This window comes from Caulobacter mirabilis (assembly GCF_002749615.1).
GTDB classification, from domain to species: domain Bacteria; phylum Pseudomonadota; class Alphaproteobacteria; order Caulobacterales; family Caulobacteraceae; genus Caulobacter; species Caulobacter mirabilis.
Genome location: NZ_CP024201.1, coordinates 4,053,642 through 4,077,719 on the forward strand (window position 1 = coordinate 4,053,642; position 24,078 = coordinate 4,077,719).

Here is a 24,078-nt window from a genome sequence, read left to right on the forward strand (position 1 = left end):
GGCGAGCCTTTCGCGAGGGTGGCCCCCAGCTTCCACCGCCCGGCTCAAGGAATCGTTAAGCATAATTCCAAGGCCATGACCGAAGTCCTGCTGACCGCCGCCGAGCGCGACCCGACCCCCATCATCATCATCGCCGAGGATGCGCTGGACGCCCTTTCCCCGTTCGAGCGCGGCCTGGCCGAGGCGACCGACTTCAAGGGCAAGGCCGGCCAGGCGCTGGCCGTGCCGGGCGACGACGGCAAGACGGTGCGGGTGCTGTTCGGGATCGGCGATCCGGCCAAGGCGTCGGCCATGCTGTTCCGCGGCCTGCCCTCGAAGCTGGCGGTCGGCGACTATCGCCTGGACGGCCTGCCCGACGGCGTCGACGCCGGCCAGGCGGCCCTGGCCTTCGCGCTGGGCAGCTACGGCTTCGACCGCTACCGCAAGGCGCGGGACCAACACGCGCGGCTGGTCGTCGGCGACCTGGCGGAGGCGGAAGAAATCCGCACCATCGCCCACGCCTGCGCCCTGGCCCGGGACATGGTCAACACGCCGGCCAACGACATGGGGCCGCTGCAGATCGAGACCATCGCCCGCGAGATCGCCGAGCAGTACGGCGCAGCCTTCACGGTCACGACCGGCGACGACCTGCTGGCGGAGGGCTATCCGGCCGTCCACGCCGTCGGCCGCGCCGCCGATCCGGCCCGCGCGCCGCGCTTCGTGGAGATCCAGTGGGGCGAGGCCGACAAGCCGCTGGTCGCCGTGGTCGGCAAGGGCGTGGTTTTCGACACCGGCGGCCTGGACATCAAGCCGGCGGCCGGCATGCGGCTGATGAAGAAGGACATGGGCGGCGCCGCCCACGCCCTGGCGTTGGGCCGAATGCTGATGGCCGCCGATCTGCCGATCCGCGTGGCCGTGCTCGTTCCGATCGTCGAGAACGCGATCAGTGGCGACGCGATGCGTCCCGGCGACGTGCTGGACACCCGCAAGGGCCTGACCGTCGAGGTGGGCAACACCGACGCCGAGGGCCGGCTGATCCTGTGCGACGCCCTGACCCGCGCCGGGGAGCTGGAGCCGGTGCTGACCGTCGACCTGGCCACGCTGACCGGCGCCGCGCGCATCGCGCTGGGCCCGCAGGTGATCCCTTTCTACACCGACGACGAGGACCTGGCCGCCGACCTGGCCGCCGCCGCCGCCGCCGTCGCCGACCCGCTGTGGCGCATGCCGCTGTGGCCCGGCTACGAGGAGGCCCTGGACGGCGACATCGCCGATCTGAAGAACGACCCCGACGCCTGGGCCCAGGCCGGCTCGGTCACCGCCGCCCTCTATCTGAAGCGGTTCGCCCCAGCCGTCGGCAGCTGGGTCCATTTCGATATCTTCGCCTGGAACCCCAAAGGCCGTCCGGGCCATCCGGTGGGCGCCGAGGCCCAGGCGGTCCGCGCCCTGTACGCGATGATCAAGGGCCGCTTCTCGTGAGCCAGCCGGATCGCCGCCTGACCCTGATTCGTGACGGCGTGGCCGCCCGGGTCCTGGAGGGCGTGGTCGCCGCCGATCGCTACCTGGACCCTACGGCGCGCCAGTGCGCGGTCACCGCCGCGGCGATCCGCAAGACCCCCGCACCCGACGCGGAGCAGGAAGACCAGCTGCTGTTCGGCGAAGTCTTCGACATGCTGCTTGAGGAGGGCGGGTTCTCGTTCGGCCAGGCCCGCCGCGACGGTTATGTCGGTTGGGTCGAGACGGCCGCCCTGCACAGCCCGATCGAGGCCGCCACCCACCGCGTCCACGCCCTGCGCACCTACGGATTCAGCCGGCCGGACATCAAGTCGAGGCCCATCGGCCTCTACACCATGAACGCCCTGGTGACGGTCGAGGCGCGCGAGGGCCGGTTCGTGAAGGCGGTCGGCTCAGGCTGGTTCATCGAGGCGCATCTGGCCCCCGTCGGCCTGGCGCTGGCGACCGATCCGGCGACGGTGGCGGAGAAGTTCCTGGGCGCGGTCTATCAGTGGGGCGGCCGCGAGAGCCTCGGCCTGGACTGCTCTGGCCTGATCCAGCAGGCGTTGACCGCCTGCGGCCGCGCCTGCCCGCGCGACACCGACATGCAGCAGGCCGGCCTCGGAACGCCGATCCAGGACGACCATCCGCGCCGCGGCGACCTGGTGTTCTGGAAGGGCCATGTGGCGATGATGCTGGACGAGACCCGCATGATCCACGCCAACGCCCACCATATGGCGGTGGCGATCGAGCCCCTGGCCGACGCCATTGTCCGTATTCGCAACAACGGCGGCGGCGAGCCCACGGCCTATCGGCGGCCGTGATCGGTCAGGCCGCCAGGATCGCCTTGAGGATGTCCTCCGACCGGCGCTGCCCGTAACCCCGACCGTAGGCGGCCGAGGCGATCGCCACCACCATGCGGCGCGAGGGCACGACGTAGATCTTGTTGCCGCCGTTGCCGGAGGCGAACCGGACCTGAACGCGCTGTCCGCCGATCTCGTGGGTCTTGGCGTACCAGAAATAGCCATAGCCGTCGGCGTAGCGATCCACGGCGGCGATGCTCACCGTGGGGGCGAGGCTCTCGTCGATCCAGGCCTTGCTGATCACCTTCCGCCCCTGCCAGGCGCCGCCATCAAGCGCCATCTGGCCGATGATCGCCATGCTGCGCGGACTGAGGGACAGATTGCCCTGGCCCTTGGTGTGGCCTGAAACGTCGCTGGTCCAGTCGAACCGCTCGATGCCCAGCGGCTTGAACAGCGCCTCCCGCGCGAAGTCGGCGCCATGCCGTTTCGTCGCCTTTTCAACCACCAGGCCGGCAGCGAAAGCAGTGAGCGAGTTGTACTGATAGCGGCTTCCCGGCCGCTCGGCCTGCGGCGCGGCCAGCAGGAAGGCTTCCGTGTTCGCCGCCTCGTCCAGGCGGTCCTCGTTGCCCGGCGAGGTCGGGTCTTCGTCATTCGCCGCCAAGCCGGAGCGCATGGTCAGGATGTCGGCCAGACTCACGTCGCCGATCGCGCTTCCCCGAGCCTTCGGCCAGTAGTCGGCGACGACGTCCCGGACCGACCGGATCAGCCCGCGATCGCGCGCCGCGCCGACCAGCAGCGAGGTCACGCTCTTGCCCGCTGACCGCATGTCGTGGAGCGCATCGAGATCGGCGCCCCCGTAGGCGCGCTCGGCGACCACATGACCGCCGAGCCGGATCACGACGCCCTTCAGGTCTGGATGCTCGTCGGCGTCCCAGCGGGCGAGGAGGTCATCGAACCTCGGCGCCGCCGCCCAGGCCGATCTGGCCGCCAGGCCGCCCGACGCCAACATCGCCGCGCCCGCCAACACGTCCCGTCGCCGCATGGTCGCCTCTCCCTGGAACGGCGACGAGCAAACGAAACAGGGCTGTGCGACGCAAGCCCGCGTGGCCCTCGATCTCATGAATTCGCGGTAAGCTCCGGCGGCCTACCTCGCGGGTCCGCCGCTCAGCCAATGCAGCAGGTTGAGGGCGAACTGTTTGTTGCGCGGCGCGCGCGGGCTGTTGAATCCCATACGGAAGTCGTTCTGACGCACGATCTGGGCGGAGAACATGCCGGCCTCGCCGAAGACCGCCAGGCGGCCCTTGCCGTAATCCATCACCGCGCCCTGGAGCCAGCCGCCGACATCGACGCCGGAGCCGTCGCGGACGATCCGCCCCTCCGCGTCCGGCTTGATCGCCTTGCTGCCCGCCGGGAGGGTCAGGATCGGAACCGCACCCGCCGGCGCGGTGAAGGCTGAGCCCGTGAAGGTGGCCAGCTCGTCGATTCGCTCGGACGCCGACCGGCCGGTCGTCACCGCATGCCGGCCGAGCCCCTGCCCCGGCGTAAAGATGTCCGGCAACGGACCTTCACGCGGGATCTGGGTGTAGCCGTCCTCAAAGGTGAAGCCGAAGGCCTGGCCCAGCGTCGTCGCCGCGCCGGCGAACGGCATGTGGTCGGCGATCAGCAGCAGAGAGCCGCCCTGCCCGACCCAGGCCTTCAGCATGGCGATCTCCTCGAGCGTGAAGGCCGACGACGACCCTTCCGGCGCGCGGGCGTTGGCGATCATCAGGACGCGGACGCCCTTCAGGCTCTCGGCGGTGATCGGCCCCCTGGCCGCCCGGACCTGGTAGCCGTCGCTGCGCAGCAGAGCCGCGAACGGACCATAGCGACCGTCGAGGGTGTGGAAGTTACGATGTCCCTCGTCCAACGCCGCCACGGGACCTGCGCCGGCGGGCCAGGCTGGGCGGGTGACGCTCACGTCGGCGGCGGCGTCCGGCTCCTGCTGCGCCAGCGCCGGCGAAGCGAAGGTCAGGGCGAGGCCCAGGGCGGCGACGGCGGCGAAACGCATGGCGACCTCCGGTTGGAAGCGCCCACCAAACGCAGAAAGGCCGCGCCGAGCAAGCCCGACGCGGCCTTCCGTGATTCGAAATCGAACCTGGTTTACTTCGCGGCCGGAGCAGCGGCCGGGGCCGCAGCGGCGGGCGCCGCGCCGGCGGCCGGAGCGCCGGCGGCGGGAGCCGCAGCGCCTTCCGCCGGGGCCGCCGCGCCTTCGGCGGCCGGAGCCGCGGCCGGACGAGGCGCCGGTACCGGCAGGGTCGAACCCAGGCTGTGCAGGTAGGCGATCATGGCGATGCGCTCTTCCTGCTTCTTCAGGCCGACGAAGGTCATCTTCGTGCCCGGCAGGTGCTTCTGCGGCGCCTTCAGGAAGGCGTCGAGCTCATCGTAGTCCCAGATCGGGTGGGCGTTGCCTTCGGCGGCCATGGCCGGCGAGTAGGCGAAGCCGGCGTGCGTGCCCGGCTTCTTGCCCAGGGTGCCGTACAGGTTCGGGCCGGTGCCGTTGGCGCCGCCCTGGGTGAAGGTGTGGCACGAGGCGCACTTGGCGCTGACGGCCTGCCCCTGGGCGATGTTGGCCGGCAGCAGCAGCACCGAACCCCAATCGGGCGGGACTTCGGCCGTCGCGCCGCCTTCGCCGGCTTCTTCAGCCACGGCGACCGCGTAGCCCGGCTTCTCGGGCGGGTGCTTGTCGAAGGCGATGGTGGTCAGCTCGCGCAGACCGAAAATGACGAGCCCGGTCGCCAGCAAGCCTGCGGCGATCTTGTTGAACGTCAGGTCGCTCATGTCCGCCTGTCTTCGTCCTCTAGAGGGCCCGGGGCGCCGGGCCAGTACTGGCGCCGTAGAGATTCCCCCCGACGCGCCCTGTGTTGCGCCGGGCTCTCTTACACGCTACCGCCCCTCGCGCAAGCCGGGCCAAGGGGTCCGGATGCCGCACAGGCTGTTTGGACGACCATGAATCCGATCGTCATCATCCCCGCGCGCATGGCCGCGACCCGCCTTCCGAACAAGCCGCTGGCCGATATCGGCGGCCTGCCGATGATCGTCCGCGTTCTGCGCCAAGCTGAAGCCGCGAACATCGGACCGGTCGCCGTCGCGGCTGGAGACGCGGAGATCGTCGAAGCGGTGAAGGCCGCCGGCGGCCAGGCGGTGCTGACCGATCCCGACCTGCCGTCGGGCTCGGACCGCATCCAGGCGGCCGTCGAAGCGCTGGATCCGTCGGGCCTCCACGACGCCGTCATCAACCTGCAGGGCGACATGCCGTTCGTGCGCACGGAGATCCTGTCGGCCTGCGCCGCTCTGCTGGCCGACCAGCCGACCTGCGACGTGGCCACGGTCGTCGCCCCGGAAGCCTCTCCCGCCGACCGGTCGAACCCCGACGTCGTCAAGGCCGTGCTGGCCCTGGCCGAGGGCGCGACCACCGGCCGAGCGCTCTACTTCACCCGCTCGACCCTGTACGGCGACGCGCCGATCTGGCGGCACGTCGGCATCTACGGCTACCGCCGCGAGGCGCTGGGCCGATTTATCACCGCTCCGCCCTCGCCGCTGGAGCAGCGCGAGAAGCTGGAGCAGCTGCGGGGCCTGGAAATGGGCCTCTCGTACTGGGCGGCCGTCGCGGACGACGCCCCCATATCCGTCGACAACCCGGCCGACCTCGAGGCGGCGCGGGCCCACGCAAGAGATCACGACGCATGAGCGTTCTTCCCCAAAGCCCTCTTCCCAAGATCGCCTTCCAGGGCGAACCCGGCGCCAACAGCCACGAAGCCTGCCGGACCTATTTCCCGAACCACGAAGCCGCGCCCTATCCGACCTTCGAAGAGGCCTTCGAAGCCGTGAAGAGCGGCGTCTGCGAACTGGGCATGATCCCGGTCGAAAACTCGATCGCCGGCCGGGTCGCCGACGTCCACCACCTGCTGCCCAGCTCCGGCCTGAAGATCATCGGCGAGCGCTTCAAGCCGATCCGTTTCCAGCTGATGGTCAACAAGGGCGTCAAGCTGGAGGAGGTGAAGACCGTCTCCAGCATGGCCATCGCCCTGCACCAGTGCCGCAACTCGCTGAAGAAGCTGGGCGTGAAGACCGAGGCGGTCGGCGACACCGCCGGCGCGGCCCGCATGCTGTCGCAGACCCCCGACCGGACCCGCGCGGCCATCTCGCCGGCGCTGGCGGCGGAGATCTACGGCCTCGACATCCTGATGCGCGACATCGAGGACGAGCGGCACAACACCACCCGCTTCCTGGTCATGACGGCCGACAAGTCTCCGCCGCCGCCGCCCTTCACCAGCCGCTGCATCACCAGCTTCTGCTTCCGAGTGAAGAACCTGCCGGCGGCGCTCTACAAGGCCATGGGCGGGTTCGCGACCAACGGCGTGAACATGACCAAGCTGGAAAGCTACATGGAGGGCGGCGCCTTCACGGCGACCTTCTTCTACGCCGAGGTCGACGGTCGTCCGGAAGACCGCGGCCTGGCCCTGGCCCTGGAGGAGCTGAGCTTCTTCTCCGAGAAGATCGAGATCCTCGGCGTCTTCCCGGCCGATCCCTTCCGCGACCGGGTGTAACGCCTCGGGCGTCATCCCGGACGCCGTAGGCGAGCCGGGGCCCAGTTCGCCGTGCTGGGTCCCGGCTCTCCGCTACGCTCCGGCCGGGACGACAAAGCGCGGGCTTCCCCACGGTCACGCTTTCGCCGACCAGCGTTCCCGGGCTAGCCTCCCCCAAACAGCTCGGGGGAGGGCGAAATGATCCAAGGGGTTTCCTGTCTGCAGTCGGTGCTGGCGCCGGTACTGGCGCTGATCGGCTGGTCGCTGCTGATCTGGCTGTGGATGTACGCCAAGCGCATCCCGGCTATGTCCAAGGCCAAGATCGATCCGCAGGCCGCGCGCTTCCCGGGCTCGCTGAACGGCTTGCCGGACGACGCGCGCCAGGCGGCGGACAACTACAACCACCTGATGGAACAGCCGACGATCTTCTATGCGTTGGCGTTCTTCACCTATCTGGCCGGTCAGCAGAACGACCTGACCGCCGGCCTCGCCTGGGCCTATGTCGGCCTGCGGATCGTACACAGCCTGATCCAGCTGACAGTCAACCGCGTGACGCTTCGCTTCCTGGTGTTCAGCCTGTCGACGATCGTGCTGATCGCCTGGACCGTTATCGTGGCGCTGGGCGCGCTGAGCTGAGCCGTCGTGCGTCCTTCGACACGCAGCCTTCAGCTGCTGCTCAGGATGACTAGCGAATAGTCATGGTGAGCAGCGCCGAAGACGCATGTCGAACCACGCGACGCCTGTCAGCCCTCCTCCGCCCAGCTCTTGATCAGCTGGTGGGCGATGGCCAGCGGCGGCGGGGCGAAACAGCCGTCGAAGCCGCCGTTGATCAGCTGGCGCGCCTCCTCGCGGGCGAACCAGCGCACGGCCTCCAACTCGGTCTGGTCGGGCGCGGCGTCCTCGCTGTCGACCTCGGCGATCAGGCCGATCATCAGCGAGTTCGGATAGGGCCAGGGCTGGGTGGAGTGATAGCGCACCGCCACGGCGTTCAGGCCGGCCTCTTCCTTGAGCTCGCGGGCGCAGGCCTCCTCGATGCTCTCGCCGGGCTCCAGGAAGCCGGCCAGGGCCGAGAACATGCCCGCCGGCCACATCGCCTGGCGGCCGACCAGGCACTTGTCGCCCTTCACCGCCAGCATGATCACCACCGGGTCGGTGCGCGGGAAGTGTTCGGTGCGGCAGGCCGGGCAGACCCGCTTCCAGCCGCCGTCGCTGACCTGGCTCGGCTCGCCGCAGCTGGCGCAGAAACGGTGTTTGCGCCGCCATTCGAACATGCCCTTGGCCGTGGCCGCGATCGCCGCCTCCGAGCCCGGCAGCGCCATGGCGACCTGACGCAGGTCGGCGAACTTGCCCAGGCCGCTCAGCGGACCATCGGCTGGATCGGGCGCACCCTCCATGTCGACGGCGAAGACGGCGGTGTCCTTCCATAGCCCCATGAACAGCAGCCGCTCCCAGCCGCCGGCCAGCTCGTTGGCCATGCCGCCGGGCACATAGGCCAGCTGGATCTTCCCGTCCGCGGTCTTCTCCGTGAACGGTTGGCCGTTCCACAGCGGCAGGCACAGGCTGTCGGGCCCGGCCTGCAGCGCCTCCAGCCAGGCGGCGTCGCCGCGCCGCTCGCTGGCCCGGTTCAGGGGGTTGCCGGAGAAGACGTTGGAGTTCTTGGAAAGAGGCATGGCCGACTTGGTGGCGCAAACCAGGCGGCCCGGCAAGCGCCCGCCGCTTGCATCGGGGCCCTCAAACGACGATATAGGCCTTGGAACCGGCGCGGGCGGACGCCTCGCCAACCTGGTCAGGGCCGGAAGGCAGCAGCCACAACGAGTTTCGCTCCGGGTCGCGTCGGTTCCACCTTTCCCTACATCGCTGAGAGCCGTCGCCTCATTCAAGACGCCCGTATTCGCGGGCGCCTCAGGATGACGAGGGGTGGTGGAATCCGCTAAGGGTCGTCATCCTGAGGCGCGAGCCCTCAGGCGAGCGTCTCGAAGGACGCACAGCAGCGAGTCCAATGCCCGACGAACCCTCCATGTCCGAGCCCCCCTGGGAAGTCGAACAGGACGACGCGCCCGAGCGCGATCCCAACACGGCGGACATCTTCGGCGCGCCCGAGCCGGCCCCCGTGGCCGAGCCGTCGCCGCCGGTCGGCGCGGCCGAGGGCCAGGCGCCGGCCGACGGCGGCGCCTATACGGTGTTGGCGCGGAAGTACCGCCCGCGCACCTTCGAGGACCTGATCGGCCAGGAAGCCATGGTCAGGACCCTGACCAACGCCTTCGCCACCGGCCGGATCGCCCACGCCTTCATGCTCACCGGCGTCCGAGGGGTCGGCAAGACGACCACCGCCCGCCTGCTGGCGCGCGCGCTGAACTTCGAGAGCGACACCGTCCACCAACCCTCGGTCGACCTGAGCCACGAGGGGCGCCACTGCCGCGCCATCGTCGAGGGCCGGCACATGGACGTGCTGGAGCTCGACGCCGCCAGCCGCACCAAGGTCGACGAGATGCGCGAGCTGTTGGACGGGGTGCGCTACGCCCCGACCGAGGCCCGCTACAAGGTCTACGTCATCGACGAAGTGCACATGCTGTCGACCGCGGCGTTCAACGCGCTCCTGAAGACCCTGGAAGAGCCGCCGCCGCACGCCAAGTTCATCTTCGCCACCACCGAGATCCGCAAGGTCCCGGTCACCATCCTCAGCCGCTGCCAGCGCTTCGATCTGCGCCGCGTCGAGCCGGAGGTGCTGAGCAAGCACCTCGGTAACATCGCCGAGAAGGAAGGCGCCCGCGTCGAGACCGACGGCCTGGCCCTGATCGCCCGGGCGGCCGAGGGCTCCGTCCGCGACGGCCTGTCCCTGCTCGACCAGGCGATCGTCCAGGCCGAACGCGGCCAGGCAGTGGACGTCGGCGTGGTCCGCGACATGCTCGGCCTGGCCGATCGCATCCAGACCATCGAGCTCTTCGAGCACGTGATGAAGGGCGGCACGAGCGCGGCCCTGATGGGTTTCCGCACCCTGTGGGGCTACGGCGCCGACGCCTCGCAGGTGATGCTCGATCTGCTCGAGCACTGCCATGCCGCCTCGGTGTCCAAGGCCCTGGGACCGGACGCCCTGCACCTGCCCAAGGACCAGGCCGGACGCCTGGCCGCGATCGGCGCCACGGCCTCGGCCGGGACGCTGTCGCGCCTGTGGCAGATGCAGATGAAGGCCTATGAGGAGGTGCGCCGCGCGCCCGACCCCTCGGCCGCGGCCGAGATGGCCCTGATCCGCCTCTGCTACGCCGCCGACCTGCCCGGGCCGGAGGAAGCGCTGAAAGCCCTGCGCGACGGCGAGCCGATCCCCGGCGGGCCCGGCGGCGGCATGGTTCCGACCGGCGGCGGCTCGGCCGGCGGCGGCGGAACCAGCGCCTTCGCGGCGGCTCAGCCGGTGACGATGGCCTCGGCGGCGCCGACGCCTCAGGCGACCACCGCCCTGGCCTCGTTCGACGACGTGCTGCGGCTGATCCAGCTGAAGCGGGACATCACCCTCTACATGGATGTGCAGCGCTTCGTGCGGCCGATCAGCTTCCGGCCCGGCGCCCTGGAGTTCGAGCCGGCGCCGCGCGCGCCCGCCGACCTGACCAAGCGCCTGTCGCAGCGGCTGAAGGAATGGACCGGCCAGACCTGGCTGATCGCCACCTCCGGCGGCGGCGGGGCCGAAAGCGCCTGGGAGCGCGAGAAGCGCGAAGAGCGCGAGGCCAAGGAAGCCATCCTGGCCGACCCCTTCGTCCAGGCGGTCATGGAGGCCTTCCCCGGGACCGAACTTCTCGGCGTGAAGCAGCTTGTGGTTCCCCAGGGTGATGCGACTAGCGTCGATCCCGAAGAGGACGGCGAGGAAGACTGATCTTCCCTGCGTCCTTCGAGACGCTCGCTCGAGGCTCGCTCCTCAGGATGACGAACTCAGAGTGCGTCATGGTGAGGAGCGGCGAAGCCGCGTCTCGAACCACGCAACGCCTGTCCGCGCCGCCAGATGCTCGGAGGCATAGGGAGACGGAAAATGAACCAGGCCAACGGCCGGAAGGCGATCTTCATCACGGGCGCTGCGTCCGGCATGGGCCTCGAAACCGCCCGCCTGTTCGCGAGCGAGGGCTGGTTCGTCGGCGGCGTCGACGTCAACGACGAGGGCCTGGCCAGCCTGAAGGCGGAGCTCGGCGACGCCGGTTTCGTGACGCGCCTGGACGTCACCGACCGCGAGGCCTACCGCAAGGTGCTGGCCGACTTCGCCGAAGCGACCGGCGGCAAGCTGGATATCCTGTTCAACAACGCCGGGATCGGCCGCGGCGGTCCCTTCCAGGACATGCCCTGGGAAGACGCCCTGGCGGTCGTGAACATCAACCTGATCGCCGTGCTCAGCGGCATCCACCTGGCCATCCCGTTGCTGAAGGCCACGCCCAATTCGCTGTGCTTCTCGACCTCGTCGAGCTCGGCCATCTTCGGCATCGCCAACATCGCCGTCTATTCGGCGACCAAGCACGCGGTGAAGGGCTTCACCGAAGCGCTTTCGGTCGAGCTGAAGGCCGCCGGCGTGCGTGTCGCCGACACCCTGCCCGGCCTGATCGACACCCCGATCCTGCCGCCGGAGGCCAAGACCAGCGCGCCGACCGAAGGCATGTGGCGGCTGATTCCGCCGGTCGAGGTGGCCAAGGCGGTCTGGGGGGCCTACCACAACGACAAGATCCACTGGTATGTCCCTGTCGAACTGGAGGCCTACGACCTGATCGTCACCCAGCACCCGGAGCAGGTGCGGGACCAGATGGTCCAGGCGGGCCTCTTCAACCGAACGGAAGAGTGAGCATCGCGATGAAAGACCTCGGCGGACTGATGAAGCAGGCCCAGGCCATGCAGCAGAAGATGGCCGAGGCCCAGGAACGGCTGAAGCTGATCGAGGTCGAGGGCAGCGCCGGCGGCGGCATGGTCAAGGTGACCCTGGTCGGCTCCGGCGACCTGAAGGGCGTGGTGCTCGACGAGGAACTGCTGCAGCCCGGCGAGGGCGAGGTCGTCGCCGACCTGCTGGTCGCCGCCCACCGCGACGCCAAGGCCAAACTCGACGCCAAACAGGCCGAGATGCTCCGCGACGTCGCCGGCCCGCTGGCCGGGATGAACATCCCGGGCCTGAAGTTCTAACGTCATTCCTCCCCTCTTGGGGGAAGGGGACCACCCGGAGGGTGGTGGAGGGGGCCTAGAGGCGCTCCCGCCCCATCCGATGGTGAAGCGGCTCCACCGAGGGCCCACTCCACCCTGCTTCGCAGGGTCCCCCTCTCCCAGAGGGAGAGGACTGGACCGTTCCGCCCAACGCCCCATATGACAGCGTCATGGCCGCCACCGCCGGACCCGAGATCGAGCGACTGATCGCCCTGCTGGGCAAGCTGCCTGGGCTTGGTCCTCGGTCGGCTCGTCGCGCGGCCCTGGCGCTGCTGAAACGGCGCGACACGCTGCTCGATCCGCTGACCGCGGCCCTGGTCGAAGCTCAGGCCAAGGTGAAGACCTGCTCGGTCTGCGGCTCGCTGGACACCACCGATCCCTGCGCCATCTGCGCCGACGCTTCGCGCGACAGGGCGCTGATCTGCGTGGTCGAGGACGTCGGCTCGATCTGGGCGATGGAGCGGGCCGCAGCCTTCCGAGGCCGCTACCACGTCCTCGGCGGGCTGCTGTCGGCGCTGGACGGGATCGGGCCCGAAAAGCTCCGCGTCGGCGAACTGGTCGCGCGCGCCGCGGACGGGGTCGCGCGAGAGGTGATCCTCGCCCTGCCCGCCACGGTCGACGGCCAGACCACCGCCCACTACCTCGCCGACCGCCTGGCCCCGACGGGGCTCCAGGTCACCATGCTGGCGCGAGGCGTTCCTGTCGGCGGCGACCTCGACTGGCTGGACGACGGCACCATCGCCCAGGCGCTGCGCGCGCGGCGGCCGGCGTAGAGGTCGTGCGTCCTTCGAGACGCTCGCAAGGCTCGCTCCTCAGGATGACGAGGTCAGTAGTCCGCCGCCCACCTTGGTCATGGTCAGGAGCGGGGCCTCAGCCCAGCGTCTCGAACCCCGCAGGACGCCCCTACCCGCCGATCTCGTTTCCCGCTAAGAACGGAGCATGAACGAACTCGATCCCCTTCTGATGGTCGCATTGGCCGCCGGCCTGCTGGCGCTCGCCTTTCTGGGCTGGGCGCTGCTGGAGCGCCGCCGGGCGGGGGCCGCGGAGGCCAAGGCCTGGACCCTGCGGGAGCAGTTCATAGAGGCCGAGACCCGCATGCGGCTGATCGAGGACCAGGCCGCGACCCAGGCCGAACTGCTGCGCGCCCAGGCGGCGCAGTCCGCCGGCGCGGTGGCCGAGGAGCTGCTGAAGCGGACCGATGAGACCTTCCGCAACCGCGAGCAGCTGGCCCAGCAGCGGCTTGAAGCCCAGCTGAAGCCGGTCGCCGAGACCCTGGCCAAGTTCGAGGCCCAGGTGCAGGCGGTGGAAAAGACCCGCGCCGAGGAGACCGGCGGCCTCAAAGCCCAGATCGCCCAGCTGATGGAAGCGTCGACCGCGACCCAGGCCGAGGCCCGCAAGCTGTCCGCCGCCCTGCGTCGGGGCGCCGGCGTGCAGGGCCGCTGGGGTGAGCAGACACTCCGCAACGTGCTGGAAGCCGCCGGCCTCGCGGCGCAGTACGACTTCGTCGAACAGTTCACGCTCGACAGCGAAGAGGGCCGCCGTCGCCCCGACGTGAAGGTGAAGATGCCCGGCGGCGCGGTCTTCGCCATCGACGCCAAATGCTCGCTCAACGCCTTCCTGGAGGCGCAGGAGGCGCCGGACGACGCCAGCCGCGAGGCGGCGTTGATGCGCCACGCCCAGAGCGTGCGCGGCCATATGCAGGGCCTCTCCAGCAAGACCTACTGGGACCAGTTCTCCGGCGAGCGCTCGCCCGACTTCGTGGCCATGTTCGTGCCCGGCGACGGCTTCCTCGCGGCGGCCCTCGACCGGTTGCCCGACCTGATGACCGAGGCGATGGACAAGCGGGTCCTGCTGGTGACGCCGACGACCCTGTTCGCGCTCTGCAAGGCCGTCGCCTATGGCTGGCGCGTCGAGGAGCAGGCCGCCAACGCCGACAAGATCGCCGCCCTTGGCCGCGAACTCTACAAGCGGATGTCGGTGATGGGCGGGCACGCCGCCAGTGTCGGCAAGGCGCTGGAAGCGGCGGTGAGTCGCTACAACCAGTTCGTCGGCTCGCTGGAGACCCAGGTCCTGACCCAGGCCCGCCGGTTCGAGGACCTCAAGGTCGATCATGAGGGTAAGGAAATCCCCGAGGCGTCGCCCGTCGAAACCGCCGTCCGCCCGCTGTCGAAGCTGTCGACCTCGGATGCGCCGCACCTGCGGATCGCCGGACAGGACGAGGGCTGACCCGCGAGGATTGCTGACGAACGCTGGTTGCCGTCCTCGTCGGCGGCCTTTTCCTGGCCCAGTTCGTGTGGTTCATCATGACCCGCGTCCAGGCCTAGGACCTTCTCCCACCTTGACGGTCGGGAATGACGCCCCTACCTGCTGAGCCAAATGACCATTCGCCGTATCCTCACCGTCGACAACGCCGCCGACCTGGCGGTTCTCAAGCGCGTCTCCGATCCCGTCGAAGGCGGCGTGACCGATGACCTGCGCGCGCTGATGGACGACATGCTGGAGACGATGTACGCCGCGCCCGGCATCGGCCTGGCCGCCGTCCAGGTCGGCGAGACCAAGCGCATCATCGTCATGGACCTGGGCGATCGCGACCCGAACGCGGCTGAACCTGTCCCAGGCGCCGAGGAGCCGAAGCATCCGCGCTACTTCGTGAACCCGGAGATCGTCTGGCGTTCCGAGGAGCTGTTCTCCTATGAGGAGGGCTGCCTGTCGGTGCCGGAGATCTACGACGCCGTCGAGCGTCCGGCCCGGGTGAAGGTGCGCTATCTGAGCTACCAGGGCGAACAGGTCGAGGAAGACGCCGTCGGCCTCTACGCCGTCTGCATCCAGCACGAGATGGACCATCTCGAAGGGGTCCTGTTCATCGACCACCTGTCGCGCCTCAAGCGCGAGCGGGCCATCACCAAGGTCAAGAAGGCCGCCCGCGCGGCCTGATCACCCTTGATCCAGATATGAGAACGGCGCCGGAGACCCCTCCGGCGCCGTTCCGCTTTGTGGAGCCTGGAAAGGCTACTTCTTCTCGGCTTCGCCGCCGCGGCTGGTGTCGCCGACGGCGGCCTTGGCTTCCTCGGCTTCCTTCTTGGCGTCGGCAGCCATCTCTTCCGCGCTCTTCTTGACGTCCTGCGCCGCGTCCTTGACCGCGCCGGCGGCTTCCTCGCCCGCGGCGCCGATCGCCGCGCCGGCTTCCTTGACGTCCTTGTTGTTGGCGATGTCCTGGGCCGCTTCCTTGACCTCGGAGCCGGCGGCCTGCGCGCCTTCCTTGACCTCGGTGCGATCCTGCTGGTTGCAGGCCGCGAGCGACAGGCCGGCGACGGCCGCGAAGGCGACGAGCGTGAGTTTCTTCATGGGATGGACCCCCTTCCGTTGTTTCCGACCGATCAACGATCTGTGAGCGAGCGGGTTCCCGCCCTCGCTCCAGCCCTGTAAAGCCCCGTCATGCGCCTCGCCTTCATGGGAACCCCCGACTTCGCCGTCCGCAGCCTCGCCGCCCTGGTCGAGGCCGGGCACGAGATCGCCTGCGTCTATTCCCAACCGCCCGCTCCGCGCGGTCGCGGCCAGACTCTGCAGCCGTCGCCGGTCCACGCCTTCGCCGAACGCCACGGCCTGCCTGTCCGCACGCCGGTCTCGATGAAGGCTCCGGAGGAGATCGCCGTCTTCCAGGCGCTGAACCTGGACGCCGCCGTGGTCGTCGCCTTCGGCCAGATTCTGCTTCGCGACGTGCTGGAAGCGCCCCGGCTGGGCTGCTTCAACGTGCACGCCTCCCTGCTGCCGCGCTGGCGAGGGGCGGCGCCGATCCAGCGCGCCCTGATGGCCGGCGACCCCGTCACCGGCGTCCAGGTCATGCGCATGAGCGAGGGCCTCGACGAAGGCGACGTCATCGCCACCGAGACCGTCCGCATCGGCCCGCTGGACACCGCCGGAACCCTGACCGAGCGGCTGGCAGAGGCCGGCGCCCGGCTGCTGCCCCCGACCCTGGCCGCGATCGAGGCCGGAACGGCCATCGAAACGCCCCAGTCCGCCGAGGGCGCGACCTACGCCCGCAAGATCAAGAGCGCCGAGGCCCGCATCGACTGGTCGCGCCCCGCCGCCGAGCTCGACCTGCATATCCGCGGCCTGTCGCCCTTCCCCGGCGCCTGGTTCGAGGCGTCGTCCGAGAAGGGACCGGTCCGGGTCAAGGCTCTGCTGTCCCGCGTGGAGGAGGCCTCCGGCGCACCGGGGACGGTGCTGGACGACGACCTGCTGATCGCCTGCGGCGACGGCGCGGTCCGCCTGCTCCGCGCCCAGCGAGAAGGCAAGAGCGCCCAGGACGCCGCCGACTTCACGCGCGGCTTTCCGCTGGCCGCCGGGACGGTGCTGGCCTGATGCCCCGCTACCGCATGACCATCGAGTACGACGGCCGTCCCTACCGGGGGTTCCAGGCGCAGGGCGCGCTGCCCAGCGTCCAGGGGGCGATCGAGAAGGCCGTGCTCGGGTTCTGCGGCGAGGCCATCCGCGTCCACGCTTCCGGCCGGACCGACACCGGCGTCCACGCGACGGGCCAGGTGATCCACATCGACCTGATCAAGGACTGGAAGGCCGAGGTCGTGCAGAACGCCCTCAACGCCCACCTGGTCCCCGAACCGATCTCGATCCTGGACGTCCAGGTGGCCGAGGAGGGCTGGCATGCCCGCTTCTCGGCCAAGGAGCGGCGCTATCAATACCGCGTCCTCAACCGCATGGCCCCGCCGGCGCTGGAACAGGGCCGGGTCTGGCACGTGAAGAAGCCGATCGACGCCGAGGCGATGCACGCGGTCGCCCAGGTCCTGGTCGGCCACCACGACTTCACCACCTTCCGCGACATGCAGTGCCAGGCGAAGTCGCCGATGAAGACGCTGGACGTCGCCGCCGTCCGGCGCGAGGGCGAGGTGGTGTTGCTGGAGTTCGCCTCGCGATCGTTCCTGCACCGCCAGGTGCGGTCGATGGCCGGATCTCTGGTCGAGGTCGGCGTCGGCCGCTGGACCCGCGACGACCTGAAGGCGGCGCTGGAAGCGAGAGACCGCCGCGCCTGCGGGCCCGTGGCCCCGGCGGACGGTCTCTACTTCACGGGTGTGAGCTACTAGAGGGTCGACCTAGTCGATGAGTTCGGCCGGGATCTTGCCGCCGTTCTCGGCCAGCTTCCGCAGCACCTGCTTGTGCAGCCAGATGTTCATCGTGGCGCTGTCCGACTTGTCGCCGGTGTAGCCGAGCTCGTCGGCCAGCTCCTTGCGCTCGGCCAGGCTGCTCTCCATCCCGACCAGCTTCATCAGGTCGACGATCGAGGTCCGCCAGTTCAGCTTCTGCGGGTTCTGGCTGGCCAGTTCCTCGAGGATGGCCTCGACGTCGACCGGCTCGGGCGGCGGTGCGGCGGCCGGCGCGGCAGCGGCGGGAGCCGCCGCCGCGGGCGCCGCCGCAGGCGCTTCGGCGGGCTTCTTCCGCGAGAAGATCTTGCCCATGATGTTGCTGAAGATACCCATACGACGTCTCTCCGCAGGCCATGGCCGGCCGCAAGGCTCCCCGACGGACTCGACCTTGGAACGAAAAACGCCGGTCCGTCCACCTCCCGAGTGTAAAAGATCAGCGACTCTCCCTTGGGAACGGCGTGACGAACTGCTGGCCCGACGCACGGGCGACCAAGTCGCCGTCCTCGCTCCGGAAGTCGACCTCGACATGGATCAGCGACCGTGAGCGTCGGACGACCCGCCCCTCAACGATCAGCGGCCCGCTCCGGACCAGCTTGAAGAAGCGGATCTGAAGATCCGTGGTCCGCATCGCCTCCGCGTCGGTCAGCACCGTCATCGCGGCGAAGGTCAGCATCTGGTCGGCCAGCGCCGCCAGGTAGCCGCCGAAGACCGTCCCGTCGCCGTTCAGCAGGCCGGCGTCCGGCTCCCACCGCTTGCGCGCCCAGCCCTCGCCCCAGTCGTCCACCAGCCCCAGCCGCAGGGTCTCGACCACCGGCGGCGGCGTCGCCTCCCGGCGTTTCAACGCCTCCAGTCTCTCCGTCGCCCAGGTCATGGCTTGCCTCCGCTCCCTTGTTGCGGCGACAAATCTGAAGCTTGCTCGGATTTAGGAAACTCGCATGTCGGACAGCGCCGTCGAAGCCCGTCGCAGGCCACGTCAGGCGCGCTCGAAGGCGACCGTCGACGCCATCCTCGAGGCGGCTACTCGCATTCTGGAAGCCGGCGAGACCTTCACCACCAACCACGTCGCCGAGCGCGCCGGCGTCAGCGTCGGCACGCTGTACCAGTACTTTCCGGACAAGGCGGCGATCGTCCAGACCTTGGCGGCCCGCGAGCGCGCCCGGCAACGCATGGCCATCCGCGAGGGTCTCGACGGCGAGGAGCCCGACCGCGCCGCGATCCGGGCCATGCTGACCGCCTTCGACGGCCGGGAGGGCGCGCGGCGCGCGATCCTCGCCCAGATCCTCCGCACACCGACGGTTCCCGGCATGGGCGACCAGATCGACCTGGGCGTCGCGCCCTTCATCAAGGCGGGCGAGCGGCCCGTCCACGCCTTCGTCCTGTCCCGCGCGATCATGGGCGTGGTCCGCGCGGCGGTGATGGAGAACTCGCCCCTGCTCGGGACCCAGGACCTGGAGGACGCGCTGGTCCGCCTGGTCCGCGGCTACCGCGACGCCTCGCCGAAACGTTCGAAGTAGCGCGCGATGATCCGGGCGTAGGCCGCTTGAAGCCCGCGGATCTCGGCGACCGGGACCTGTTCGTCGACCGCGTGCATGGTCGTGCCGACGAGCCCGAACTCGACGACCGGGCATAGGCTGCGGATGAAGCGGGCGTCAGAGGTGCCGCCGGTGGTCGACAGATCCGGCTCCTCGCCCGTCGTCTCGCGGATCGCTTCGGCGACGACATCGGTGAAGTCGCCCCGCCGGGTCAGGAAGGCCTCGCCGCTGATCAGGGTCTTCACCTCGACCTTGCCCTCGAAGCCCTCGGCGACCGCCTGGGCGGTTTCCTCGAACCAGGCCTGCAGCTCGGCGCCCTTATGGGCCGGATTGAAGCGGACGTTCACCCGGGCCTTGGCCTCGCGCGGGATGACGTTCGTCGCGGTGTTGGCCACGTCGATGGTGGTGATCTCGAAGTTCGACGGCTGGAAGCCCTCGTAGCCGTCGTCCAGCACCCGCGCCTGCAGCTTCGCCAGGATCTCGACCAGGACGGGGATCGGGTTGGCGGCGCGCTGCGGATAGGCGACATGCCCCTGCTTGCCCTCGACCGTGATCCAGCTGTTCACGCTGCCCCGGCGGCCGATCTTGATCATGTCGCCCAGACGCGCGGCGCTGGTCGGCTCGCCGACGATGCAGTGGTCGATGACCTCGCCTTCCACGGCCAGGGCCTCCACCACCTTCTTGGTGCCGTCGAGGGCGACACCCTCTTCGTCGCCGGTGATCAGGAAGCTCAGCGACCCCGTCGGCTCGCCCTCGGCCAGAACCTGGGCCACAGCGGCCGTGAACGCGGCGATCGCGCCCTTCATGTCCACCGCGCCCCGGCCGATCAGGACCTCGTCGCTGACGGCGGCGTCGAACGGCCCGCTGGACCAGGCGGCGGCGTCGCCCGCCGGAACGACGTCGGTGTGGCCGGCGAAGCAGAGGTTCGGCCGCGCCGTCCCGCGCCGGGCGTAGAGGTTCTCGATCTCCCCGAACCGCATCCGTCGGCACGCGAAGCCGAGGTCCTCGAGCGCACGCTGAAGAACATCCATCGCTCCCGCGTCGGCGGGGGTGACGGACGGGCGACGGATCAGGTCGCGGGCGAGATCCAGGGCGTCGAGCGAAGACATCGACAGGTCGTTTAGGGCCCTTGTCGCGACGGTGCAAACCGATGCGCCCAACGCTGGCGGGCCGACGCGGTTTTCAACCGCACACCGGCCCATTCTGGGCCGCCCAGACCGGGCGGGCGCTTCATTGAGGCGAGGGCCGGCTCCCTGCCAGATCAAGCGGTCGCCAAGGAGATCGCCCATGCAACTGCTCGATCATCACCTCCCGCCTCCCGCCCTGTTCGCGCTGTTCAGCGGCATGGGCTCGCGCCGCACGCCGGCCAAGAAGACCGAAGCCGGCGACCGTCGGCCGGGCGAGGCGCGGGCCGACCGGTTCTTCCTGCACGTCCGCTCGGTCTCGGCCGACGGCTTCGCGCACCTGTTCCAGTTCGCCCTGGTCGACGACTTCGGCAACGTGGCGGTCAGCGTCTTCGTGCGCGGCCGCAGCGACGTCGGCGGCCGCGATCCGTTCGCGGAGGAGAACGACGGCCCGCCGCCGCCGATCCCGGCGATCACCTGGGATCAGCTCGAGGACGCCCTCAAGCCCTGCCGGAACGGGTGGATCATCGCCTTCGGCCGCGTCCTGCACGGCAGCTTCCTGCCGGAAGGAATCCGCAGCGAGATCGCCAGCCTGGACTGCGCTCGCGCCCGCTTCACCAAGGTCGCCCGGCGGCGTGGCATCCACGTGGGCCCCGCCGACCTGAGCGACGTCAACGACGCGCGCCGCCTGATCGGCCTGCCGCCGGTGCGGTCGTCGGACGCGGCCTTGCGCGCGCTGGGCCTTCGCGAGCTGTGGCGTTGGATGGATGCTGTCGAGGAAGGGCTTTGACGGGAACCGTCTCAGTCCGGCTTCACGCCTTCCCAGAACAGCGGGCTGAGGGCGTAGAAGAACTGGTCGATGTCGCTGGACGGCCCCGAATAGTACAGGCCGTCCTCTTCACGGACCACCAGCTCGCGCTCGACCATCGAGGCCAGCTTCCGGCGGACCGTCTCACGCGGAATGCGGGTGATGTCGGCCAGGCTCAGGACGTTCAGGCCGCGCCGCCGGACGATCACCGTCTGGGCGCCCTTGGCCTTGGCCTCGGCGGCGTAGTTGGCCGAGGCCAGCTCGGTCAGCATGAACACCAGGTGCAGCAGAAACTGGTCCAGGTCACCGTCGTAGCGTCCCCGCAGCTTGACCAGCACCGACGAGAGCGAACCGCCCCAGCGGTAGAAGAAGCGGGACACATCGCGGCCGAGATAGTCGTCCACCCACTGCGCCGTTTGCGGGGGCGCGGGCCGGCGGCTTTCGACATGGATGGCCGGCGCGCTCAGGGAAGCGCCGGCGGCCCCGGTAAGATTAACACCCGCAAACCCGACTTCGGAATCAGGAACACGCGTGTAATCAATGGCAACTCCGGCCCTATCGCGCATATGGTTTACCCATCGTGCCGCTCGGCACCAAATCATCGCCCCCGACGAACGGAAGATGGAGCCGTTCGACTTCGAACAGCAACACCAAAGGACATGTCTTCGGAGCATTTCCTGTGGAAACAATGTTAAGGTTACTTTTAAATAAACCAATATTGTTCATCGAGTTCTTCAACCAAACCGGGCCACGGTGCGCCCAGAACGAGAAAGGCCGCCCCGTGAGGAGCGGCCTTTCGAAGCCGATGACGATGTCCGCAGCCCTGCGGCGTCAGTCGCGCAGCAGATCGTTGATCGAAGTCTTGGACCGCGTCTGGGCGTCGACCGTCTTGACGATCACCGCGCAGTAGAGGCTCGGGCCGCCATGCGGATCGGGCAGGCTGCCCGGCACCACGACGCTGTAGGGCGGCACCTTGCCGACATGGACCTGGCCCGTCTTGCGATCGACGATCTTGGTGGTGGCCGACAGGTAGACGCCCATCGACAGCACCGCGCCCTGGCCGACGACCACGCCCTCCACGACCTCGGAGCGGGCGCCGATGAAGCAGTCGTCCTCGATGATGGTCGGATTGGCCTGCAGCGGCTCCAGCACGCCGCCGATGCCGACGCCGCCGGACAGGTGGACGCGCTTGCCGATCTGGGCGCAGCTGCCGACCGTGACCCAGGTGTCGACCATCGTGCCCTCGTCGACGTAGCCGCCGATGTTCACGAACGACGGCATCAGGATGACGTTCTTGGCGACATAGGCGCCGCGGCGGACGATCGCGCCCGGCACGGCGCGGAAGCCGGCCTCCTCGAACTGCGGCGCTTCCCAGCCGTCGAACTTGTTCGGCACCTTGTCCCACCAGGGGCCGACCGCGCCGCCCATGGCGCCGGCGCGCATGATCTCGTTCGGGTTCAGGCGGAACGACAGCAGCACCGCCTTCTTGGCCCACTGGCGGACGACCCATTCGCCGTCGATCTTCTCGGCCACGCGGATCTTGCCGGAGTCGAGCTGGGCGAGGGTCTCCTCGACCGCGGTGCGCACCGCGCCCTGAGTCGCAACGCTGACGCCGTCACGGGCGTCCCAGGCGGCTTCGATCTCGAGTTCCAGGTCGGCGAGACTGACGGTGCTCATGCGGGGCTCCCCTTCATCCTGGCTCCGGCGAGGAAGCCGGGCAGGTCATGCGTGCGGTGATGGACGAAGTCGGCGGTCGAGGCGCCGGCATGCGGCCCGACCAGAACGGTGGTCATGCCCAGGGCGGCGGCGGGCGCCAGATTCTTCTCGCTGTCCTCGAAGAAGGCGGACCCGACGGCGGCGACGCCGTGGCGGCGCATCATCTTTTCGAAGGTTTCCGGCGCGGGCTTGGGAATGTAGTCGGCGGCGGAGATGTGGAAGACGTCCTCGAAGGCGTCGGCGATCTGCAGCCGCTCGAGCACGCGCTCGGCATGGGCGGCCGAACCGTTGGTGAACACCAGCCGGCGCCCCGGCAGGCGCCGAAGCGCCGCCGCCATCGCCGGATCCGGCGTCAGCAGGTCCAGCGAAACCTGATGCACCTCGTCCAGGAACGCTTCCGGGTCGATCTGGTGGTTCTTCATCAACCCGGCCAGGGTGGTGCCGTGCGTCTGGAAGTAGGTCTTCTGGATCGCCCGCGCCTCGTCGCGCGGGAGGCCGGTAAACCGTTCCATGAAATCGGTCATCCGCTCCTCGATCTGGCGCATGAACCCGGTCTCGAGCGGGTACAGCGTGTTGTCGAGGTCGAACAGCCAGACGTCGATGTGGGCGAGGTCGGTCACGCCTTGATCAGCGTCCCGGCGCCGAACTCGGTGAACAGCTCGACCAGCATGGCGTGCGGCCGGCGGCCGTCCAGAATGACCACCGCCTCGACGCCGTCCGCGATCGCGGCCATGGCGGTTTCCAGCTTGGGGATCATGCCGCCGTTGGCGACGCCCGTGCGGATCAGCTCGGCGGCCTCGGCCACCGTCATCTGGCGGATCAGCTCGCCATTGCCGTCCTTCACGCCGGGGACGTCGGTCAGCAGCAGCATGCGCTTGGCCTTCAGCGCCCCGGCCAGGGCGCCGGCGACGGTGTCGGCGTTGACGTTGAAGGTCTGCCCCTCTTCCGACACGCCGATCGGCGCGACGACGGGGATGTAGTCCTTCTCGGAGTTGATCAGCACCTCGATCAGCTCGGCGTCGACCTTTTGCGGCTCGCCGACGAAGCCGAGGTCGACGACCTGCTCGATGTTGCTGTCCGGATCCTTGCGCGTGCGCTCGGCCTTGGTGACGGTGATCAGCCGGGCGTCCTTGCCGGACAGGCCCACGCCCCGGACATCCGCTTCGCGGCCGGCCAGGGTGATCCAGTTGGCGATCTCCTTGTTGATCGCGCCCGACAGGACCATCTCGGCGACCTCCATCGTCGCCTCGTCGGTGACGCGCAGCCCGTCGATGAACGTCGACTTCACCCCGGCGCGGTCGAGCATGCGCGAGATCTGCGGCCCGCCTCCGTGCACCACCACCGGGTGAAGGCCCATCAGCTTCAGCAGCACGGCGTCGGCGGCGAACAGCTTGGCCACCTCGTCCTCGCCCATGGCGTGGCCGCCGTATTTGATCACCACCGTCTCGCGGTCGTAGATCTGGATGTAGGGCAGCGCCTCCGCGAGGGTCTTGGCGGTGGCCCAGCCGGCTTCTTCGGACTTGGTGATCAAGGCAGGGGACTCCGTCGCGGCGCGCGGGTGCGATAGCGGATGGGGCCCCCGCTGTCACGTCGCGGGTGTCCCTGTTTCTCGGTTCCGCGGTCCCAGGCCTGGGCGGTTGGGGGGACAGATTCCCCATTCGCCGGGCGGGCCATACCCGCCGATCGCCCGGCAGGCGCATCCACGCGACCGCGACCCGCGTCCTCAACCACTTCGCGGACA

The 24,078-nt window shown here is 69.5% G+C and carries 27 protein-coding genes and 1 other RNA gene; 16 read left to right on the top strand and 12 right to left on the bottom strand.

All coding sequences use genetic code 11. From position 1 onward, the window contains the following. Positions 1 to 75 precede the first annotated feature (75 nt). Together CSW64_RS19190 and CSW64_RS19195 are read left to right on the top strand one after the other, a co-directional pair. Positions 76 to 1,455 (top strand): leucyl aminopeptidase family protein, encoded by a 1,380-nt coding sequence (locus CSW64_RS19190; protein ID WP_099623606.1) that lies wholly within the window; start codon positions 76 to 78, stop codon positions 1,453 to 1,455. Beyond that, a complete protein-coding gene (locus tag CSW64_RS19195; RefSeq protein ID WP_099623607.1) occupies positions 1,452 to 2,294 on the top strand; it encodes a C40 family peptidase in 843 nt (280 codons plus the stop codon). Before CSW64_RS19190 ends, CSW64_RS19195 begins: the two co-directional genes overlap by 4 nt. Positions 2,295 to 2,298: 4 nt before the next feature. Here CSW64_RS19195 and CSW64_RS19200 read toward each other — a convergent pair whose 3' ends face one another. From CSW64_RS19200 to CSW64_RS19210, 3 genes are all read right to left on the bottom strand, one after another. Then, a complete protein-coding gene (locus tag CSW64_RS19200; RefSeq protein WP_245863771.1) occupies positions 2,299 to 3,315 on the bottom strand; it encodes a serine hydrolase domain-containing protein in 1,017 nt (338 codons plus the stop codon). Between the two features lie 102 nt (positions 3,316 to 3,417). After that, on the bottom strand, positions 3,418 to 4,320 hold the full coding sequence (locus CSW64_RS19205) for a DUF4350 domain-containing protein (RefSeq protein ID WP_099623608.1): 903 nt from the start codon (positions 4,318 to 4,320) through the stop codon (positions 3,418 to 3,420). A gap of 92 nt (positions 4,321 to 4,412) precedes the next feature. Then, positions 4,413 to 5,090: a c-type cytochrome gene (locus CSW64_RS19210; protein WP_099623609.1), complete on the bottom strand. Its 678-nt coding sequence runs from the start codon at positions 5,088 to 5,090 to the stop codon at positions 4,413 to 4,415. A 168-nt stretch (positions 5,091 to 5,258) separates the two neighbouring features. Between CSW64_RS19210 and CSW64_RS19215 the strand changes: the two genes are divergently transcribed. From CSW64_RS19215 to CSW64_RS19225, 3 genes are all read left to right on the top strand, one after another. Beyond that, positions 5,259 to 5,999: a 3-deoxy-manno-octulosonate cytidylyltransferase gene (locus CSW64_RS19215; protein WP_099623610.1), complete on the top strand. Its 741-nt coding sequence runs from the start codon at positions 5,259 to 5,261 to the stop codon at positions 5,997 to 5,999. Next, a complete protein-coding gene (locus CSW64_RS19220; protein ID WP_099623611.1) occupies positions 5,996 to 6,859 on the top strand; it encodes a prephenate dehydratase in 864 nt (287 codons plus the stop codon). Before CSW64_RS19215 ends, CSW64_RS19220 begins: the two co-directional genes overlap by 4 nt. Before the next feature lie 177 nt (positions 6,860 to 7,036). Then, positions 7,037 to 7,474: an MAPEG family protein gene (locus CSW64_RS19225; RefSeq protein WP_099623612.1), complete on the top strand. Its 438-nt coding sequence runs from the start codon at positions 7,037 to 7,039 to the stop codon at positions 7,472 to 7,474. A gap of 107 nt (positions 7,475 to 7,581) precedes the next feature. Here CSW64_RS19225 and nudC read toward each other — a convergent pair whose 3' ends face one another. Then, a complete protein-coding gene (gene nudC / locus CSW64_RS19230; RefSeq protein WP_099624355.1) occupies positions 7,582 to 8,508 on the bottom strand; it encodes an NAD(+) diphosphatase in 927 nt (308 codons plus the stop codon). An 80-nt stretch (positions 8,509 to 8,588) separates the two neighbouring features. Here nudC and ffs point away from each other — a divergent pair. The 7 genes from ffs (at position 8,589) to def (ending at position 14,932) form a co-directional block, all read left to right on the top strand. Continuing rightward, positions 8,589 to 8,684: signal recognition particle sRNA small type (gene ffs, locus CSW64_RS19235), an RNA gene on the top strand. Positions 8,685 to 8,837: 153 nt separating this feature from the next. Further along, positions 8,838 to 10,700 (top strand): DNA polymerase III subunit gamma/tau, encoded by a 1,863-nt coding sequence (locus tag CSW64_RS19240; RefSeq protein ID WP_172448631.1) that lies wholly within the window; start codon positions 8,838 to 8,840, stop codon positions 10,698 to 10,700. Between the two features lie 153 nt (positions 10,701 to 10,853). Next, positions 10,854 to 11,648: an SDR family oxidoreductase gene (locus CSW64_RS19245; RefSeq protein WP_099623613.1), complete on the top strand. Its 795-nt coding sequence runs from the start codon at positions 10,854 to 10,856 to the stop codon at positions 11,646 to 11,648. Positions 11,649 to 11,656: 8 nt separating this feature from the next. Next, positions 11,657 to 11,980, top strand: coding sequence for a YbaB/EbfC family nucleoid-associated protein (locus CSW64_RS19250; protein WP_099623614.1), 324 nt, complete (start codon positions 11,657 to 11,659; stop codon positions 11,978 to 11,980). A 188-nt stretch (positions 11,981 to 12,168) separates the two neighbouring features. Beyond that, a complete protein-coding gene (gene recR, locus CSW64_RS19255; protein ID WP_099623615.1) occupies positions 12,169 to 12,771 on the top strand; it encodes a recombination mediator RecR in 603 nt (200 codons plus the stop codon). A 166-nt stretch (positions 12,772 to 12,937) separates the two neighbouring features. Continuing rightward, positions 12,938 to 14,224 (top strand): DNA recombination protein RmuC, encoded by a 1,287-nt coding sequence (locus CSW64_RS19260; protein ID WP_099623616.1) that lies wholly within the window; start codon positions 12,938 to 12,940, stop codon positions 14,222 to 14,224. A gap of 150 nt (positions 14,225 to 14,374) precedes the next feature. Continuing rightward, a complete protein-coding gene (def, locus tag CSW64_RS19265; RefSeq protein ID WP_099623617.1) occupies positions 14,375 to 14,932 on the top strand; it encodes a peptide deformylase in 558 nt (185 codons plus the stop codon). 75 nt (positions 14,933 to 15,007) lie between these two features. Here the strand turns inward: def and CSW64_RS19270 are convergent, their stop codons facing one another. Beyond that, positions 15,008 to 15,343 carry a cell surface protein gene (locus CSW64_RS19270; RefSeq protein ID WP_099623618.1) on the bottom strand — a complete coding sequence of 112 codons (336 nt, stop codon included), beginning with the start codon at positions 15,341 to 15,343 and terminating at the stop codon, positions 15,008 to 15,010. A 90-nt stretch (positions 15,344 to 15,433) separates the two neighbouring features. Here CSW64_RS19270 and fmt point away from each other — a divergent pair, with 90 nt between their 5' ends. Both fmt and truA read left to right on the top strand, forming a co-directional pair. After that, positions 15,434 to 16,360 (top strand): methionyl-tRNA formyltransferase, encoded by a 927-nt coding sequence (gene fmt / locus CSW64_RS19275; RefSeq protein WP_099623619.1) that lies wholly within the window; start codon positions 15,434 to 15,436, stop codon positions 16,358 to 16,360. Then, positions 16,360 to 17,097 carry a tRNA pseudouridine(38-40) synthase TruA gene (gene truA, locus CSW64_RS19280; protein ID WP_099623620.1) on the top strand — a complete coding sequence of 246 codons (738 nt, stop codon included), beginning with the start codon at positions 16,360 to 16,362 and terminating at the stop codon, positions 17,095 to 17,097. Before fmt ends, truA begins: the two co-directional genes overlap by 1 nt. A 9-nt stretch (positions 17,098 to 17,106) precedes the next feature. Here the strand turns inward: truA and CSW64_RS19285 are convergent, their stop codons facing one another. Together CSW64_RS19285 and CSW64_RS19290 are read right to left on the bottom strand one after the other, a co-directional pair. Continuing rightward, positions 17,107 to 17,490, bottom strand: a complete 384-nt coding sequence (locus tag CSW64_RS19285; protein WP_099623621.1) for a DUF3597 domain-containing protein — start codon at positions 17,488 to 17,490, stop codon at positions 17,107 to 17,109. A 100-nt stretch (positions 17,491 to 17,590) separates the two neighbouring features. Beyond that, the gene (locus CSW64_RS19290; RefSeq protein WP_099623622.1) at positions 17,591 to 18,028 is read right to left on the bottom strand and encodes a PaaI family thioesterase; all 438 of its coding nucleotides are present in this window, start codon (positions 18,026 to 18,028) and stop codon (positions 17,591 to 17,593) included. Positions 18,029 to 18,092: 64 nt separating this feature from the next. Here CSW64_RS19290 and CSW64_RS19295 point away from each other — a divergent pair, with 64 nt between their 5' ends. Then, entirely contained in the window at positions 18,093 to 18,671 is a 579-nt protein-coding gene (locus CSW64_RS19295; RefSeq protein ID WP_099623623.1) for a TetR/AcrR family transcriptional regulator, read from the top strand. On the opposite strand, the gene dapE is transcribed toward CSW64_RS19295, so the two are convergent. After that, a complete protein-coding gene (gene dapE / locus CSW64_RS19300) occupies positions 18,638 to 19,798 on the bottom strand; it encodes a succinyl-diaminopimelate desuccinylase (RefSeq protein ID WP_099623624.1) in 1,161 nt (386 codons plus the stop codon). The two genes, CSW64_RS19295 and dapE, sit on opposite strands and share 34 nt — an antisense overlap. 178 nt (positions 19,799 to 19,976) lie before the next feature. Between dapE and CSW64_RS19305 the strand changes: the two genes are divergently transcribed. After that, positions 19,977 to 20,603 carry a hypothetical protein gene (locus tag CSW64_RS19305; RefSeq protein WP_099623625.1) on the top strand — a complete coding sequence of 209 codons (627 nt, stop codon included), beginning with the start codon at positions 19,977 to 19,979 and terminating at the stop codon, positions 20,601 to 20,603. Between the two features lie 11 nt (positions 20,604 to 20,614). Here the strand turns inward: CSW64_RS19305 and CSW64_RS19310 are convergent, their stop codons facing one another. From CSW64_RS19310 to argB, 4 genes are all read right to left on the bottom strand, one after another. After that, positions 20,615 to 21,025: a helix-turn-helix domain-containing protein gene (locus CSW64_RS19310; protein WP_099623626.1), complete on the bottom strand. Its 411-nt coding sequence runs from the start codon at positions 21,023 to 21,025 to the stop codon at positions 20,615 to 20,617. 427 nt (positions 21,026 to 21,452) lie between these two features. Continuing rightward, a complete protein-coding gene (gene dapD / locus CSW64_RS19315) occupies positions 21,453 to 22,298 on the bottom strand; it encodes a 2,3,4,5-tetrahydropyridine-2,6-dicarboxylate N-succinyltransferase (RefSeq protein ID WP_099623627.1) in 846 nt (281 codons plus the stop codon). Beyond that, a complete protein-coding gene (locus CSW64_RS19320; protein ID WP_099623628.1) occupies positions 22,295 to 22,957 on the bottom strand; it encodes a pyrimidine 5'-nucleotidase in 663 nt (220 codons plus the stop codon). The genes dapD and CSW64_RS19320 overlap by 4 nt, the downstream gene beginning before the upstream one ends. Further along, the gene (gene argB, locus CSW64_RS19325; protein WP_099623629.1) at positions 22,954 to 23,868 is read right to left on the bottom strand and encodes an acetylglutamate kinase; all 915 of its coding nucleotides are present in this window, start codon (positions 23,866 to 23,868) and stop codon (positions 22,954 to 22,956) included. Before argB ends, CSW64_RS19320 begins: the two co-directional genes overlap by 4 nt. Positions 23,869 to 24,078: the final 210 nt, after the last annotated feature.

Bases quoted from the DNA above. Each gene is read 5' to 3' on its own strand.
- CSW64_RS19190 (WP_099623606.1), top strand. From the start codon at position 76: ATGACCGAAGTCCTGCTGACCGCCGCCGAGCGCGACCCGACCCCCATC.
- CSW64_RS19200 (WP_245863771.1), bottom strand. From the start codon at position 3,315: ATGCGGCGACGGGACGTGTTGGCGGGCGCGGCGATGTTGGCGTCGGGC.
- CSW64_RS19205 (WP_099623608.1), bottom strand. From the start codon at position 4,320: ATGCGTTTCGCCGCCGTCGCCGCCCTGGGCCTCGCCCTGACCTTCGCT.
- CSW64_RS19210 (WP_099623609.1), bottom strand. From the start codon at position 5,090: ATGAGCGACCTGACGTTCAACAAGATCGCCGCAGGCTTGCTGGCGACC.
- CSW64_RS19215 (WP_099623610.1), top strand. From the start codon at position 5,259: ATGAATCCGATCGTCATCATCCCCGCGCGCATGGCCGCGACCCGCCTT.
- CSW64_RS19220 (WP_099623611.1), top strand. From the start codon at position 5,996: ATGAGCGTTCTTCCCCAAAGCCCTCTTCCCAAGATCGCCTTCCAGGGC.
- CSW64_RS19225 (WP_099623612.1), top strand. From the start codon at position 7,037: ATGATCCAAGGGGTTTCCTGTCTGCAGTCGGTGCTGGCGCCGGTACTG.
- nudC (WP_099624355.1), bottom strand. From the start codon at position 8,508: ATGCCTCTTTCCAAGAACTCCAACGTCTTCTCCGGCAACCCCCTGAAC.
- CSW64_RS19240 (WP_172448631.1), top strand. From the start codon at position 8,838: ATGCCCGACGAACCCTCCATGTCCGAGCCCCCCTGGGAAGTCGAACAG.
- CSW64_RS19245 (WP_099623613.1), top strand. From the start codon at position 10,854: ATGAACCAGGCCAACGGCCGGAAGGCGATCTTCATCACGGGCGCTGCG.
- CSW64_RS19250 (WP_099623614.1), top strand. From the start codon at position 11,657: ATGAAAGACCTCGGCGGACTGATGAAGCAGGCCCAGGCCATGCAGCAG.
- recR (WP_099623615.1), top strand. From the start codon at position 12,169: ATGGCCGCCACCGCCGGACCCGAGATCGAGCGACTGATCGCCCTGCTG.
- CSW64_RS19260 (WP_099623616.1), top strand. From the start codon at position 12,938: ATGAACGAACTCGATCCCCTTCTGATGGTCGCATTGGCCGCCGGCCTG.
- def (WP_099623617.1), top strand. From the start codon at position 14,375: ATGACCATTCGCCGTATCCTCACCGTCGACAACGCCGCCGACCTGGCG.
- CSW64_RS19270 (WP_099623618.1), bottom strand. From the start codon at position 15,343: ATGAAGAAACTCACGCTCGTCGCCTTCGCGGCCGTCGCCGGCCTGTCG.
- fmt (WP_099623619.1), top strand. From the start codon at position 15,434: ATGCGCCTCGCCTTCATGGGAACCCCCGACTTCGCCGTCCGCAGCCTC.
- truA (WP_099623620.1), top strand. From the start codon at position 16,360: ATGCCCCGCTACCGCATGACCATCGAGTACGACGGCCGTCCCTACCGG.
- CSW64_RS19285 (WP_099623621.1), bottom strand. From the start codon at position 17,490: ATGGGTATCTTCAGCAACATCATGGGCAAGATCTTCTCGCGGAAGAAG.
- CSW64_RS19290 (WP_099623622.1), bottom strand. From the start codon at position 18,028: ATGACCTGGGCGACGGAGAGACTGGAGGCGTTGAAACGCCGGGAGGCG.
- CSW64_RS19295 (WP_099623623.1), top strand. From the start codon at position 18,093: ATGTCGGACAGCGCCGTCGAAGCCCGTCGCAGGCCACGTCAGGCGCGC.
- dapE (WP_099623624.1), bottom strand. From the start codon at position 19,798: ATGTCTTCGCTCGACGCCCTGGATCTCGCCCGCGACCTGATCCGTCGC.
- CSW64_RS19305 (WP_099623625.1), top strand. From the start codon at position 19,977: ATGCAACTGCTCGATCATCACCTCCCGCCTCCCGCCCTGTTCGCGCTG.
- dapD (WP_099623627.1), bottom strand. From the start codon at position 22,298: ATGAGCACCGTCAGTCTCGCCGACCTGGAACTCGAGATCGAAGCCGCC.